Annotated in this window: 12 protein-coding genes; 8 read left to right on the top strand and 4 right to left on the bottom strand. The window is 63.9% G+C overall.

The window, feature by feature from the left end:
• Window positions 1-6: 6 nt before the first annotated feature.
• The 5 genes from IPM16_20595 to IPM16_20575 all read left to right on the top strand — a co-directional run bounded on the left by IPM16_20595 (window position 7) and on the right by IPM16_20575 (window position 4,769).
• On the top strand, window positions 7-1,428 hold the full coding sequence (locus IPM16_20595; protein ID MBK9125504.1) for a glycoside hydrolase family 88 protein: 1,422 nt from the start codon (window positions 7-9) through the stop codon (window positions 1,426-1,428).
• 131 nt (window positions 1,429-1,559) lie between these two features.
• On the top strand, window positions 1,560-3,017 hold the full coding sequence (locus tag IPM16_20590) for a cystathionine beta-synthase (GenBank protein MBK9125503.1): 1,458 nt from the start codon (window positions 1,560-1,562) through the stop codon (window positions 3,015-3,017).
• 17 nt (window positions 3,018-3,034) lie between these two features.
• Window positions 3,035-3,349: a nucleotidyltransferase domain-containing protein gene (locus tag IPM16_20585; GenBank protein MBK9125502.1), complete on the top strand. Its 315-nt coding sequence runs from the start codon at window positions 3,035-3,037 to the stop codon at window positions 3,347-3,349.
• A gap of 17 nt (window positions 3,350-3,366) precedes the next feature.
• The gene (locus IPM16_20580; protein ID MBK9125501.1) at window positions 3,367-3,705 is read left to right on the top strand and encodes a DUF86 domain-containing protein; all 339 of its coding nucleotides are present in this window, start codon (window positions 3,367-3,369) and stop codon (window positions 3,703-3,705) included.
• Window positions 3,706-3,707: 2 nt separating this feature from the next.
• Window positions 3,708-4,769, top strand: coding sequence for a tyrosine-type recombinase/integrase (locus IPM16_20575; GenBank protein ID MBK9125500.1), 1,062 nt, complete (start codon window positions 3,708-3,710; stop codon window positions 4,767-4,769).
• A 142-nt stretch (window positions 4,770-4,911) separates the two neighbouring features.
• Here IPM16_20575 and IPM16_20570 read toward each other — a convergent pair whose 3' ends face one another.
• Complete coding sequence (locus tag IPM16_20570; protein MBK9125499.1) at window positions 4,912-5,208, bottom strand: isoamylase early set domain-containing protein; 297 nt, start codon at window positions 5,206-5,208, stop codon at window positions 4,912-4,914.
• Between the two features lie 222 nt (window positions 5,209-5,430).
• Window positions 5,431-8,133: a tetratricopeptide repeat protein gene (locus tag IPM16_20565; GenBank protein ID MBK9125498.1), complete on the bottom strand. Its 2,703-nt coding sequence runs from the start codon at window positions 8,131-8,133 to the stop codon at window positions 5,431-5,433.
• Window positions 8,134-8,247: 114 nt separating this feature from the next.
• Here IPM16_20565 and IPM16_20560 point away from each other — a divergent pair, with 114 nt between their 5' ends.
• The 3 genes from IPM16_20560 to IPM16_20550 all read left to right on the top strand — a co-directional run bounded on the left by IPM16_20560 (window position 8,248) and on the right by IPM16_20550 (window position 11,293).
• Complete coding sequence (locus IPM16_20560) at window positions 8,248-9,225, top strand: hypothetical protein (protein ID MBK9125497.1); 978 nt, start codon at window positions 8,248-8,250, stop codon at window positions 9,223-9,225.
• 3 nt (window positions 9,226-9,228) lie between these two features.
• A complete protein-coding gene (locus tag IPM16_20555) occupies window positions 9,229-9,963 on the top strand; it encodes a J domain-containing protein (GenBank protein ID MBK9125496.1) in 735 nt (244 codons plus the stop codon).
• A gap of 208 nt (window positions 9,964-10,171) precedes the next feature.
• Complete coding sequence (locus tag IPM16_20550; GenBank protein ID MBK9125495.1) at window positions 10,172-11,293, top strand: hypothetical protein; 1,122 nt, start codon at window positions 10,172-10,174, stop codon at window positions 11,291-11,293.
• Between the two features lie 234 nt (window positions 11,294-11,527).
• Here IPM16_20550 and IPM16_20545 read toward each other — a convergent pair whose 3' ends face one another.
• Window positions 11,528-13,264 (bottom strand): cellulase family glycosylhydrolase, encoded by a 1,737-nt coding sequence (locus tag IPM16_20545; protein MBK9125494.1) that lies wholly within the window; start codon window positions 13,262-13,264, stop codon window positions 11,528-11,530.
• 48 nt (window positions 13,265-13,312) lie between these two features.
• Window positions 13,313-14,425 carry an alanine dehydrogenase gene (gene ald / locus IPM16_20540; GenBank protein ID MBK9125493.1) on the bottom strand — a complete coding sequence of 371 codons (1,113 nt, stop codon included), beginning with the start codon at window positions 14,423-14,425 and terminating at the stop codon, window positions 13,313-13,315.
• Window positions 14,426-14,580: the final 155 nt, after the last annotated feature.

Here is a 14,580-nt window from a genome sequence, read left to right as displayed (position 1 = left end):
GCGCCGATGACGCCGCCACACTACGCACTCGCACACGCTACGGGCTTCGCTGACTTGCCCATCCCGCCCGAGCGGCGGCTGACGCGCGGATGGGCGGCATTTCCGCTGAGCCACGACGTACCCGTAGCACTCCTTTGGGACAACCCGCCTGCACCGTGGCCAGCGCGCTTGCGTGTCGCCGTAGCGATCGACGAGCGCGACGCCCGCCGCATAACGGTGAAGCTAGTCGACTCGGGCCGAACGCTCGGCCTGCTCGACATTCGCTACGCGCACATTTTTCAGCCGTTCGAACTGCTGTTGAGCGCCGAGAACGCCGCCGCTGCCGCACGTCATGGCGTCACGCTGCATCTCGACGGCGGCTCGACGCCGCTATGGCTGCTGCACAACCCGGACGGCAATCACGGCCTAAGTCACGCGTTGATGCCACATCTGCTCGGCCCCGTTGATTCGCCCGCTTCCAGCGCGTTCATCGACCGCCTCGCCTCGCTCGATTCGCTGCAGTTCTTTGGTTGGCAGGAGGGCTGCGTGCTGGTCGGTCTGCGCGATCTGGCCGAGTGCGGCCTGCTGAGCACCAGCCGCGCCGATGCGGCGATCCGTGCGCACATGGCGATGTTCTTCGACGCCGAGGGACGTCTCGACTACGAGGACGACTGGAGCAGGCCGCGCGCCGGCGACATTTACGGCATCGAGTGCACACTGCCGTTCGCCGTCATGGCCGGCGTGATGCCCGATCATCCGGCGATTCACAGCGCACTGGGGTTCTGGCGGTCGCTGTGGGAACAGCAGGGCGGCGCGATCCAAGACCCCGACATGCTCTCGGCCGAAGGCAGCTATACCGTCGCCTATCCGCTGGCGGTCATTGGCCAGCAACGCGGCGAACCGGAGTGGACGGCGATGGCGCTGGCGCAGCTTCGGCTGCGGCGCGCGCTGTTCGACGGCGAGAGTCACGCGCTGCGCATCCTGCCCGACGGCTCGCGTACCTTCGTTAACTGGTGCCGTGGCGTCGCGTGGTCGCTGTTGGGATTGACGCGCACGCTGGCCGTGCTTCCCGACCCGCCCGAAGACCTGCTCCGCGATGTGCAGCGCCTTGGCGAATGGGCGCTGCGGCATCGCACCGGCGCGCTGTGGCCGACATTCCTGGGCGAACCTGACACGCCGGTCGATACGTCCGGCTCGGCCGGAATCGCCGCGGCACTGGCGATTGCCGCACGGCATGGATGGCTTTCTGGAGACGCCCGCGCTGCTGCGTCCGAGACACTCGACGCGCTGCACGCCTATCTGACTCCAGACGGGTTCCTTGGGGGCGTTGCACAGGTCAATAAAGCCGGAGAAGGCCTACAGCGCGATCCGTATCGGGTGATCTCGCAGTTCGGCATGGGCCTGATGGCGCAGCTCATGGGGGCGCTGGCCGAGGTCCCCGCAGGCTAAAGCGCTGTGGCGCGAGGCATCCGCCAGCAATCCAAAACGCACGCGTCACAACCGCGCCTCCTCGACGTGCCGCAGGCCGATCATGGTAGAATACGGGCAAACCCCGACCCCCTAATCCGGAGCTTGACGCGATGACCCTGCCCCAACCGACAGTACGCCCGCACACTCCGGACGTGCCCGCCGAGCCGGAAATCTATGACAACGTCCTCGGCGTGATGGGCAACACACCGCTCGTCCGTTTGAACCGGCTTGCGCGCGGCCTGCGCTGCCAGATGGTGGCCAAAGTCGAGTACTTCAACCCCGGCGGATCGGTCAAAGACCGCATCGGGGTGACAATTATCGAAGACGCCGAACAGAAGGGACTGCTCAAGCCCGGCGGCACGGTGGTCGAGGCGACCAGCGGCAACACCGGCGTCGGCTTGGCGATTGCCGCGACGCTCAAGGGCTACCGGTGTATCTTCGTCATGCCCGACAAGATGAGCGAGGAGAAGATTCGCGTGCTGCGGGCCTACGGCGCGCGCGTCGTCGTCACACCGACGAACGTCGAGCCGGACGACCCGCGCAGCTACTACAGCGTCGCCCGCCAGATCCACGAGGACACGCCCAACAGCATCCTTGCCAACCAGTATCACAACCCGGTCAATCCCCAGACTCACTATGACACGACCGGCCCCGAGATTTGGCGGCAGACGGCCGGCAAGATCGACGTGTTCGTGTGCGGTATGGGCACGGGCGGCACGATCACCGGTGTAGCGCGCTATCTCAAGCAGATGAACCCGAAGGTGCAGGTCGTCGGCGTCGACCCGATCGGCTCGATCCTGTACGACTACTTCTATACCGGCAAGATGACCGAGGCCCACGTCTACAAAACGGAAGGCATCGGCGAGGACTTCATCCCGTCGAACTACGATTTCACGGTGATCGACGACATGGTGCGGGTCAGCGACAAAGAGACGATGCTGATGACGCGCCGGCTCGTGCGCGAGGAAGGTATCTTCGGCGGCGTGAGCAGCGGCGCCGTGGTGGCCGGGGCGCTGCGCTATGCGGCCGACCGCGACCTTGGGCCGGACAAGCTGGTGGTCGCGCTGCTGCCCGACAGCGGATCCCGTTACCTGTCGAAGGTCTTCGACGACAACTGGATGCGCGAGAATCGCTTCCTCGACAGCGAGTGGGCGGATGTGACGGTTGCCAGCGTCCTGTCGCGCAAGCCCAGCGCCGAGTTGGTCACCGCGCAGGACAGCGACCCGGTCGGCGATGTGGTCGCCAAGCTCAAGCGCGCCGACGTCTCGCAGCTTCCCGTCGTGGGCGAGCGCCGGCAGTTGGTCGGGCTCGTGACCGAGGTCGGCCTGCTCAATTTCCTGCTGCGCGAATCGAGCGCGGACGCGGCCCGTCAGCCGATCCGCGATGCCGGCGTGATCGACACGCAGGTCGTCACGCTTAGTCCGACGACGCCGGTCGAAAGCGTGATGAGCGTGTTCACCTCGACCAAGATCGCGCTGGTGACCGAAGCCACTGGCGACGGCGACGACCGCAAGCCGGTCGGCATCCTGACGCAGATAGACATGCTGGATCTGCTGGCGGGGCGGTAGATAGCGAGGATGGAGAAATGTCAGACACTGCAACCCGGAAGATACCGATTCGTGACCTGCTTCATGCACGACGGGACGAGATCCAATCAATAGCGGCCAAGTTCCGTGCAGAGAATGTGCGCGTCTTCGGGTCGGTGTCTCGAAATCAAGATACCGTAGGCAGCGATGTCGATTTGCTCGTCACCTTTCTCCCCGGAGCGACGGTCTACGACATGATGGGACTAGAGATCGCGATCGAGAATCTTTTGGGCGTGCATGTCGATATCGCATCCGACGACGGCCTCGAAGAAGCCGCGCGCGCGCAGATTTTGTCGGAGGCTGTTGCGTTGTGAGGACCGCTCTTGACCGCTTGAACGATATCGTTGACCACATCAACAGGATTGAGCCGCATTCAGCGCTGTCCCTTGACGAGCTAAGGGCTTCCCCAAGCGCAAGAGATGCGGTTCTCTACAACCTGATTATCATTGGTGAAGCGGTCAAAGGCCTTCCCAAAGATCTCACAAATGCCTATTCAGATATCGAATGGGCCCAGATTGCTCGCTTTCGCGACCGCGCCGTGCACTACTATCATCGAACAAGCGATGCCCTTGTGCTGGAAACGCTCAAGACAGACATTCCAGAACTGAAGTCAACCGTGCTGAAAATGATCGCTGATCTTGCGCAGTCACCAGACAGCCACGACGCCTGACCATGCTCCCCCGCGACCCGAACCGCAGCGCCCTTTCGACCGACCGCCGCGACCTGACCTTCAATTTCGCCGCGGTGCTGCCGGGTCGTGCCAGCAGCAGGCACACCGAACGGGCGTACTTCCGCTGGGTCGAGACGTTCCTTGTCGACAACGCAGGTTGGCCGGAAAGCAAGGATATGGAGTCACGCGCCGAACGGATGACTCAGCTTCCGTTGCCCATGATGCTCGATGCCCTCACGCCCAGCGGCGTACGCGCATGGCTGGGCGTGCTTGCACGCCGCAATCACAGCAAACAGGGGATCAATCAGGCGCGCGCCGCGCTGGTCACGCTGGGCGACCTGCTGGCGGAGGCTGGTTGGCTTCCCGAGGTACAGGCCGCTGCTCTCAGCCGCGTGCGCCCGCCGAGAGCCGAGTCCGGCCAGCGTACCGGGCGCTGGCTGTCGCCGTCTGAACTGAAGGCGCTGATGTGGGCATCGACGCAGATCGCCACCCACGAGTCGCAAGCGGCGCGCAATTTCGCCGTGATGTCGATGTTGTGCACGATGGCGCTTCGCCGCGAAGAACTGGCCGTCGCCCGCTGGGGCGATCTCAGCGTGCAGAACAACCGCGTGGTGCTGCGCGTCCACGGCAAGGGGCGCAAGGTCGCCTCGGTCGATGTCCCGCGACAGGTCGTCAAGGCGCTGGAGACATGGCGCAAACACTGCCTGCCGGCAACACGCGGTGCCTTCCCCGACTCGCCGTTGATCCGGCGGGTGTGGAAAGGCGGACGTGTCAGCAAGGGCGGCCTTACCCCGGAAGGCGTGCTGCTGATTGTCGAGGAGTCGGCGCGCTATGCCGACCTCGGTCCAGTCGCCCCGCATGACCTGCGCCGGTCGGTGGCGGGCGCGCTGCATCAAGCCAAAGTGCCGATCGACACCATCAGCCGCCTGCTGCGCCACAGCAGCATCGCGATCACCGAGCGCTACATTCAGGGACTGAAGCTGCCTAACGAAGGCGCTGTGCTGATGAGCGACATCCTCGCCGACGCGATCGATCTGTTCCCCGACAGCTTCAACGACGAGTAGCCACCTGCGGCGCCGCCCCAAAACCACGGCAGGAATTCGCTTCCCCGCACCCAGCGCCCCGATGGCGCAGACGGGGAATCGAACGCCGCGCCCCGGGTTGCCCGAAACGCGGCGTCTTCGATCTGATGCTGCGACCGATCGACTAGGTGGTGACCACCGAGTTGTCGCCGCTGAACGGATTGGGAACGTACTTGTCGGCTTCCCAGTCGTTGTGCCAATCCTTGCCGTTGATCAGGTAGCGGAACTGATATTCCTTACCAGCGTCCAGCTCCAGCAAAACGGAGAAGCGGCCGTCCTTCAGCTTCTTCATTTCGGTGTCGGTCTCGCTCCAACCGTTGAAGTCGCCCACGAGATGGACGGTATCCGCTTCGATCTGTGCCGGGGTGTAAAAGGTGACCTTGCACACCGGCTTGCTCTTCAGGTGTTGTTTCTTCAGCATAGGTGGGTATCCCCCTAATCGTCATGCACTGCACGAGCGATTCTAGCATAGGGGTAGGAGGTGAGTAGGGTTAGTGGCAAATTTCACGTATTGAGTCGGACGATTCCGTACATTGTGCCCGAAGGACGTCTCCCGTCCACGCGGAAAATGCCGGCGTTTGTTCAAACTCGCTGAACTGTCTTATTGTCCGCACAAAGATCGCGGTATCCGGCAGCCTCTAGCCTACGCTCCGGCGAACTTGCGATAGCCCTGTGCCGCGAATTGGCGCGCCGTCCCCGCCACCTGCTTGAACTGCACGCCTCTATTCTGCGCCGCGAGAATCTCCCCGGCGATCCGATCTTTGAGGCTGCGCAGGTCTTTGTCGCTCGGGTCGAGCTGCAAGCCGTCGGCGACCAACTGCTCGGTGATCTTGAGGTGCGTCGGACTGCGCAGCATCAGACGTGCCAGATCGACCAGCGCCGCGACGATATCGGCGCGGTTGCCATATTCGAAGGCCAGATGCAGGGCTTGACGGTAGTGCATCATCGCCTCGCCCAACTGCTCGGCCTGTAAGCATGTGTAGCCGAGGTCGGAAAGCTGGACAGCCTCTTCGGCCTTGTCCCCGAGCTCACGCGCGATATACAGCGCCGACTTATGGAAGTTGATCGCTTCCGGCCAGCGCTGAAGCTCGCCGTAGGCCTGGCCGAGCGCACCCTTGACGCGGCCCTCGTCGGCGCGGCGTTCCTGCGCCTTGAACAGCGCCAGTGCCTGCTCCCAACTGTCGATCGCACGATCCGGGTCGCCGCTGTCAAGCTGCGCCGTGCCGAGTTTTTGCAGGATGATCGCCTCGTGCGTGGAGTCGTCGGTCGTGCGCGCGATCTGCAGGGCCTGACCATACGACCTCGCGGCCTCGGCGCTCTCGCCCAACTGCTGGCGCGCATCGCCCAGCGTGAGCAGAAGCTGCAAGCGTGTTTCCTCGTCACCCATGGCTTCGGCAATCGCGACACCACGCTGGGCCATCAGCACCGAAGCCTGCGCGTTCTCGGTCTTTTCCATCAATGCCGACAGAATTTCGAGCGTTTCAAGCTGGCCCTTCTGATCGTCGCGCTGCTCGTAGACGGCCAGAGCCTGATTGTAGGTGGCGATCGCTTCGATCAGCAGCCCTTCCTCGACCTCCCAATGCCCGAGCTGTCGCAGCAGTGTAACCTGCCGCGCCATGTCTCCATCCTGCCGCGCCTGCCCTAACTGGGACCGCAGCGTGGCAATCTTCTCCTCGACGGTGGCCGGTTCTTCCTCGACAACAGGCTCGCTGTCCTCGATCTCGTCGTCCAGATCTTCATCGCCGAACATCGCCGACGTACGCGGCTCTGCGATGGTTGGCGGGGCTGAGGCCATCGACGACAGGAAGTCCTCCGGCGACTGCGCAACTGGCACCGGGCCGGAATCGGCTTCCTCTTCGTCGTCGTCGATCAAGTACTCCTCGTCCAGCTCGGGCGGGGCGGCAGTCGCCAGCGACGCTGGCGCGACAACCTCCTCAGCCTCGTCTTCGTCGTCGAACTCCTCGTCGTCCTCGTCATCGACGTCGCCGCGGGCAGCAGCTTCGAGTTCCTCCGGCGCGAACTCCTCGACCGGCGCGGCGGTCAGGCTCGCGAACAGCCCGCTGGGTGCGGCAGGTTCGGCATCCTGATACGCCGGGAACGGCGCGCTGCCAGCCCCGCGAATTTGCACCAGTTCATACACGAAGCCGTGGTCGTTGACAAACGTACCCGCCTGCGATAGCGCGATCACGAGCTTGGTATTGGTGTCGCGGTCGCCTGTGCGCTGAGCGTGGCGGGCTAGCGCGACGAAATTCTCCATTTCGGCGGCGAGGCGGCTGGCTTGGCTTGCGTCTTTGTTGGCCTGCGCATATTCGACCAGCTTCTCGCGCGACTTCTCTTGTAGGCCGTCAAGCCGGGCCGACGACCGCAAGCGTTCCTCGCAGAACTTGTGTGTGAGCGCGTGCTGGCGGAAATAGACCTGATCGCCGCGCGTGCTGCGGTCGACAAGCCGAAGCCCGGCCAACATCTGCACCGCCTGATTGATCGACGCGGCGGGCGCTCCGCTGATCATGCCCAGCAGGTCGGCAGTGCCTGCGCCGGAGGGAATCGCACCCATCATCAACAGCACGCCTTGCAGCGGGTTGTTGTTGAGCGCGGCAAAGCTGAGCGCAAGTGCGATGCGCGCCGGGTCGTTATTGACCGACGGCGCGACCTGCCGCACGCGGTTGAGGAAATCCGACGGCGACATCTTTCCGGCCAGCATCGTGCGGGCCGCGACGCAAATGGCAAACGGCAAATGACCCAACGCCTTGACCAGCGCGCGCAGGTCGGCGTCGGCGGCGTTCGGCGCGTTCTTGGCAATGTTGGCCTCTTGCTTGAACAGCTCGACGGCGGCGTCGGGCGTCAGCGGCGCGATCGGCACTGTCACCCACGGGCCATTCTGCGTCTCGCGCTCGATCAACAGCACAGGCACGCGGTCGGCACAGCGCGTCACGAACTTGGCGGCGATGCTGGTCTCGAGCGGGCCGTCGAGCACGATCAGCGGTTTGTGCTGCTGGAGCAGCGCCGCGACCGCCCCGACCATCCCCAGCGGGTTGTCGGACAACGCGACCTCAGCGACGTCGTACGCGCGGCCAACCCGCACGATCAGGCTCTCGAGCGTTGTGTCGTCATCGACGTACAGCCACAGCGAGCCGCCGGGCTGCTTGGCAAACGCCGCAGCCAACATCGCGGCGACGGCCGACTTGCCGACACCGTCCGGCCCATGCAGGAACACCGCCCGCGATTCGCGCAGCGGCGGGTAAATCTGTTGGAGTTCGGATTCGCGGCCAATTAGCCGGGGAGGCGGCGTAACCGGCAGCTCCGCGGCATTGTGAGCGGGGCGTTCATGCGCGTTGAAGGCGACCATTAGCAGATTCCCATTCGGCGCGGATACTATCGCTGGTCTACACTCTTTCGTGCGAGTATAACATCGGTACGCATGATGCGGTAATTGTCTGCGTTAAGGGAGGAGGCCTACCCCGTGCCCGAGAAGATCAACGCGCTCAATGGCATCTACCGGTACGATCCTGACAGCAAGGCCGCGCCGCGCATCATTACGCTGCGCCCCGACCTGACGTGCGACCTGCACGCCGTCGACCCGGCCAGCGGCGAACAACGCATGCTGACCATCGGCACGTACGCCGTCAACTGGGGCCCGACCATTGAACTGACGTGGACGCAGCGCCCCTCGATAAACGTGCCAAACAGCGAGAGCTACGCCGTCATCGACGACGCGCGGACGCTGACCCGCATGGGCGGCGGATACCTGCGCTACAAAGGTCCGGCTGATCCAGCCGTCACTGGGCCCGTCGCTCCCTTGATGCTGCATGTCCCGCCCCCACCCCAGACCGTCGAGCCGGCCGATTCGACACCACCCACCGCAGAGCCGTCTACGAGGTCCGAGCCTAATGTCCCTCAACCCGAAGCCAAGCCCGGCATCGATTGGGGCAAGTGGATCACGACTGGCGCGGTTGTCGGCGGGGCGCTGGCACTGAAGGGACTCAAGGCGCTGGCGAAAGAGATCGAGCGCACCAGCCCGCAAAAGACCGGGGAGGACTCCGGTGGCACGCAAGGCACGAGCGCGCCTTTGCCCGGTGACGGGCAGTACGATCCGCGCGTCATCGGCGCTTTCTCGCGCGGCGAGTTCTACAGCAGCGGTGGGTTCAGTGCGTCGACTTCGGTGACGAGGGTGTTCCTGCCGGACGGGCGCTTTTTCGTCACGAGCGCCGTCAGCGCGGACTATACGAACCTGCACAGCGGTGCCGGTGTTTCGGCAACCAAAGCGGCGGAACGCGGTTATCAGTCCGCCGGCCGCGACAGCCGCGGCCGCTGGACGACGCGCGGCAAGGTGCTGCATCTCGCTTATGACGACGGCGACATCGGCGAGGTCGAGTACAGCATCGACGGCGGCAACCTCGTGCTGTGGATCGACGGCAAGCCGCAGATCTGGGAGCGTTAACGCATGGCAAACATGCGGGCGGAGTCCTACTACGCGGGCGAGTTCCTGCTCCACCGCCTGCGCGACAGCGGCGTGATGAAACGCGTCCTTCACGACGGCGGCGACATCATCCTTTTCGAACTGCACGACGGCCGGCAGGTCAGCGCGCAGTTGATCGACAGCAGCATCCCGCTGTACGAGATAAAGAAGATCGTCGAAGCCAACACGCGGGCCGGGATCTACAGCCTGTTCATGCTGTGGGCGGCGATGATGGTGCCCGAACACGGCAAGGTCTTCCGCATGGAGGACTGGATGGAGGGGTTCATCGCGCTTAACGGCGACCGCGTGTACGCCTACGAGATCATCGACCGTGAGGTCTACCTGTTCTCCGTGTTTCTGCACGGCGAGGGACGACGGCGCATGACCGAGTGGGGCTACACCGTGCGCGCCGGGTATCTCAAGACGGAGGAGGTCACGGTCACCCTGCCCGGACTCGAAGGTACGTGGCGTGTGGCGACGTTCGCGCCGCCGCAGTTTACCGCCGAGGACGTGCTGCGCGGCGATCAGCCGATGAGCGAGATGGATGCCGCGTTCGCACTGCTCGGCTGTTCGCCCGGTGACGACCGCGAGACCGTCCGGCAGGCGTACTATGTGATGGCGCGCAAGTACCACCCGGACGCAACTGGCGACCACAGCGCGACCGAGATCATGCAGAAAGTCAACGCAGCCTACGAACTCCTGATGGATCGGCTCAACTGAGCGGTCCGGCGATATACTAAAGATAGACTGCGGTGCGCGCGCAGTGCCTGTGACGGATACTGCAGTTTCGCCCTACGTTTAAGCGTCGATCACGTAAGACTGCACGCCTATCCGGCGCAGATGACGCGTCAGGCAGGCGTCAAGAAGTACGATGCGGGCCGTCCTAGACTGACAGTTGTGCATGAAATCTGAGAGGACATCACCCAACATGACCCACGCACTGCATTACCTTCGTGTGCTGACGGCAGCACTCATCTCGCTTCTGGCCGGAGTAGTGGCCAGCGCGCAAGACATGGGCCCGGTGACCCGGAACCTGTACTATCTCGCTCCGGATACCAACGGCGTTACACAGGTCTATCACTACCTGCTCGGCGGCGAGGACGAGCCGCGGCAGGTCACGTCCTCGGAACGCAACGTGCGGGCCTTCGGCGCGTCTCACGATGGACTCGCCATCGCGTACGTGGCAGGCGACCAGTTGTGGCTCCAGCCTATTCACACCGAAGAGGCCGAGGCGCTGGCCCCCGTGACCGATATCCAGTTCTTCAGCAGCCCGCTGTTCGACCCGGACGACAACTCGATCGCATATGCCAACGACGGTGTTTGGCTGTACGATCTGGCCGCCCGCGAGGCGACTCAACTCCTGAAGGATGTCCCGTTGGATGCCAACGGCTCGAATATGCCGGACGTGCGTATTTATGAGCCGTCGAAGTTTGTACGCGATGCCGACGGCGAAATTAGCCGGTTGATCGTCAATGTCGGCGTGTGGGAATGGCAGACTACTGGCATCTACGACCTCGAATCCGGTGAGCTGACGCTGTTGGAAGGGCAGGTCCACAACAGCGCCCTCCCCCTCTACGGCGACAAGCTGCTGCTGTACGGCAACGGCGGGGTGGCCGGCGAATTCTCGCTCAGTCTCGTCGACGGCACCGAGTCGTTTGACGACCGCCGTGTCGTCGTTGACTTCGCCGACGTATCGCCGTTCACCCTCTTCGCCGAAAAGGCCGTCGAGATTCACCCGGGCACGGTGCGAATCGTCGGCACAGCCTTAGTGCCTCCCGTTGAGTCGTATACGGCGTTCGTATTCGATGCGAACTTGATGGACGATACCGTCAGCGACCCGATCATCCTGACCCTCAGCGAAGACACGTCGGTCAACGTGGTCATGGGCGCGATCTCGCCCGATGGCGCAATCATGGCGGTCTATACCAACGCGACGTACACGCCGACTGGCGCGATTGCCGGCGGACTCACGCTGCTCGACCTGACCACCGGCGAAGCGATCCAATCAGGCCTGCCGGACGTGGTCAGCGCGCTTGCGTGGCAGCCGTAAGGGTCATAGCGTGGGGCCCTACCCCAAACCCCGCCAGAAGGCTTACGCCCTCTGGACTCCCTGACTTGCAATAGAGGTCGCTGGGCCTCTATTGCAGTTCCAGAGTCAAGCGGTGTAGACCTTTTGCGGCGTTGACGCGTTTGCACCTCGTTACTCGCGGATTGATGCCGTAATCGGCATCAATCCGCAGAAACGGGAGTCCAGAGGGCGAAAGCCCTTTGGGAGAAATGGCGATCACCCGCGCAGGCGCAGGAAGCGATCGTACAGGGGTTGCAGCGGTTGATTGTCGCGCCCGACGATGCCGTAGCCGTTATGCATACCCATCGCCCACGCGTACCAGATGAGCGCCGCGATCTTGGTGTCGTACTCGCGCGTCACGACGTCGACCATCTCGGCGGCGTAACGCGCGATTTCCTCAGGATGATCCTGCTCTTTGTCCAGCGCGCCCCATTCGCTGATCCACAGCGGGCGGTCGGGCAGCACGCTCAAATAGGCGTTCAGTTCTTCGCGGATGTCGCCGAAGTTGGCGTATCGCGTGAACGGCCGCGGGCCGCGCCCGTACGGGTGACACGCGATGCCGTCCGGCAGCATGCCTTGCGGCAGTGCTTCGACGGTGGCGCGCGCGTAGTTGCTACCGGGGCCGGGACCGCCGGTATGCCCGCCGGTAATCACCGCCGCGTTCGGGTCGGCGGCGCGCACAGCCTGCAGCGACCGTGTGAGCAGGTGCGCGTAGTTGCGCGGAGACATCGGTACGCTGGCCGACGCGCCGATCGGTGCATCCTGCTCATTCCAGATTTGCCAGCAGTGGACAAGGTCTTGGCCGGCGAACTCCGCGGCGATCCGGTTGACCATGTCGCTGAAGCGGTCGGTCAAGCGGCGCCACTTGTCGTCGGTCATAGCCGGCCACGGCCAGAATTCGTCGCGGCCCTCGCCATAAGTCTGATGCGTGAAGCAGAACATCACCTTGAAGCCAGCGCGGGCGTAGCGTTCGGCCAGTGGCCGATAAAGTTGATACGCCGCGTTGATGTCTTGCGAGCCGCGCCCCATACTGACGTTGTAGCCGAAGCGTACCCAGCCCAACCCTTTGAACCGATCCGGTTCGGGCGTGCCGAGCGGGTGGAAGTGATCGAGATTGATACCGATGATGTTGACCCCGCCGGGGCGCACGACCGGCAGCGGCGGCTCGGTCTCTTCGACGAACCACGCCGCGACGTACCCTTCGACGCCGGTCTGATCGGCGACGTTCAGCCACTCGCCTTGCACGCCGATCTTGTCGAGCGCCACCGCCCGGGGCTCCAACACGCGCAGCGCCGTAGTGACGTGCGCCATGCCGACTGGCTTACCGTCGCGGGGCATCTCGCGGATGCGCAAGCCGCTTTCGATGGGCCGGACGTAGACGGGAGCTTCCGGCGCTGCTGCCTGTGCGCCGACAGCGACCGCCGCGTCATCCGGTATAGGTTCAGGCACGGGTTCGGGATCCGGTGGCGGCGTGACAGGTTGAACCGGCGCGCTTTGCGGCGGACCCATGAACCACGCGGCAACGTAGCCTACAGTACCTTGAGAGTCCCGGACGAACAGCCATTCGCCCAAGGTGCCGAGTTTGCGCTTGGTCTCGGGGTCGCTCTCAAGCGACGTCACCAGTTCGTCGAGGCCCAGCGTGGCAATCGGCTTGCCGCTGCTGGAATGCTCACGGATGCGCAGTCCGTCAGCGAGGCATCGCACCATCAGCGGCGCCGAGGCCGGAATATCGACAGCGTCCATCAGGCGTGCCGCAACGTATCCGACCGTGCCGTCCGTCTTGCGGATACGCAGCCACGTATCGGGAAGCCCGACCTTGCGCAGTGTCTCGGCCGGGCTTTCGAGCGATTCAAGGATGTCCGCCGTGCCGACCAACCCGATTGGCCGGCCGTCGACGGGGGTTTCACGCACCCGGATGCCGTCTTCACGCGGGCGTACGGTTGGGCTCGCCATGGCGCTGCTCCCTTCACGTTCTGTCTGCGTGAATGAGTATACCCCGCCTTACGCGAGCACGGGCATCTCCGTATAGGGCAGGTCGAACGTCTCGGCGACCGCCGCGTGCGTGACCCGTCCAGCATGCAAGTTCAAGCCGTTGACGAGTCCCTTGTCGCGCCGCATCGCTTCGGTCAAGCCGTGGTCGGCGATCTGCAGGACGTAGCGCAGGGTGGCGTTCGACAGGGCGAGGCTGCTCGTGCGCGGCACGGCCCCCGGCATGTTGGCAACGCCGTAGTGCACAACGCCGTCAATGACGTAGGTCGGCGCGCTGTGGGTGGTCGCGCGGGTCGTCTCGACACAGCCGCCTTGATCGACCGACACATCCACGATGATGCTGCCGTCCGGCATCGACTTGAGCATATCGCGGCGGATCAGGCGCGGCGCCTTCGCTCCGGTGATCAACACCGCGCCGATGACGACATCGGCCGTGGTGATCGTGTAGGCGATGTTGACGTCGCTGCTGTACAGGGTCGAGAACCGGCCGTGCATGGTGTCGTCGAGGTAGCGCAGGCGGTCGAGGTTGATGTCGAGTAAGGTGACCTCGGCCCCCATGCCGAGCGCGATCTTGGCGGCATTCGTGCCGACCGTACCGCCGCCCAGAATGACGACGTGCGCCGGGCGCGTGCCCGGTACGCCGCCCATCAGCATCCCGCGTCCACCCTGTTTCTTCTCCAGACAATGTGCCGCGACCTGCACAGACATCCGCCCGGCGACTTCGCTCATTGGCTCGAGCAGCGGCAGCTTGCCGCGCGGATCCGTTACGGTTTCATAGGCCACGCCGGTAATGCCGCTGTCCAGCATCGCATGAGTCAGGTCGCGGGCGGCAGCGAGGTGCAAGTAGGTGAACAGGATCAGTCCCTCCCGCATGTGCGGGTATTCCTCGGGCTGCGGCTCCTTCACCTTGACTACCATGTCGGCCTTCGACCATACATCGGCAGCGCCGTCGAGGATGTGGGCGCCAGCACGCACGTACTCGGCATCGCTGAAGGCGCTGCCCATGCCCGCGTTCGCCTCGACGTACACCGTATGGCCGTGCAGCGTAAGCTGCCCGACCGCAGACGGTGGCAGAGAAACACGGTTTTCGTCAATCTTTACTTCTTTGGGGATGCCAATAATCATCGCACACGTCCTTTGTGCAGGGTAAACAATCGGCCTTCGCCTACTGCTTCAATTACGCTTGTCCATTATGCCATAAGGCGCGATTCTGCGTCATTGATTTACATGCTTTACATGATGTTTGCATTCCCTGAACAGGATTTACGTCGCGATGTGCT

Source organism: Candidatus Flexicrinis affinis (assembly GCA_016716525.1).
GTDB lineage: Bacteria > Chloroflexota > Anaerolineae > Aggregatilineales > Phototrophicaceae > Flexicrinis > Flexicrinis affinis.
The sequence above is the reverse complement of the archived record's forward strand: the minus strand, read 5'-3'. Positions and strand labels throughout refer to the sequence as shown.

What these genes read in the sequence shown, in the direction of transcription:
- IPM16_20595 (MBK9125504.1), top strand. Translation starts at nt 7, where the DNA reads ATGACGCCGCCACACTACGCACTCGCACACGCTACGGGCTTCGCTGAC.
- IPM16_20590 (MBK9125503.1), top strand. Translation starts at nt 1,560, where the DNA reads ATGACCCTGCCCCAACCGACAGTACGCCCGCACACTCCGGACGTGCCC.
- IPM16_20585 (MBK9125502.1), top strand. Translation starts at nt 3,035, where the DNA reads ATGTCAGACACTGCAACCCGGAAGATACCGATTCGTGACCTGCTTCAT.
- IPM16_20575 (MBK9125500.1), top strand. Translation starts at nt 3,708, where the DNA reads ATGCTCCCCCGCGACCCGAACCGCAGCGCCCTTTCGACCGACCGCCGC.
- IPM16_20570 (MBK9125499.1), bottom strand. Translation starts at nt 5,208, where the DNA reads ATGCTGAAGAAACAACACCTGAAGAGCAAGCCGGTGTGCAAGGTCACC.
- IPM16_20565 (MBK9125498.1), bottom strand. Translation starts at nt 8,133, where the DNA reads ATGGTCGCCTTCAACGCGCATGAACGCCCCGCTCACAATGCCGCGGAG.
- IPM16_20555 (MBK9125496.1), top strand. Translation starts at nt 9,229, where the DNA reads ATGGCAAACATGCGGGCGGAGTCCTACTACGCGGGCGAGTTCCTGCTC.
- IPM16_20550 (MBK9125495.1), top strand. Translation starts at nt 10,172, where the DNA reads ATGACCCACGCACTGCATTACCTTCGTGTGCTGACGGCAGCACTCATC.
- IPM16_20545 (MBK9125494.1), bottom strand. Translation starts at nt 13,264, where the DNA reads ATGGCGAGCCCAACCGTACGCCCGCGTGAAGACGGCATCCGGGTGCGT.
- ald (MBK9125493.1), bottom strand. Translation starts at nt 14,425, where the DNA reads ATGATTATTGGCATCCCCAAAGAAGTAAAGATTGACGAAAACCGTGTT.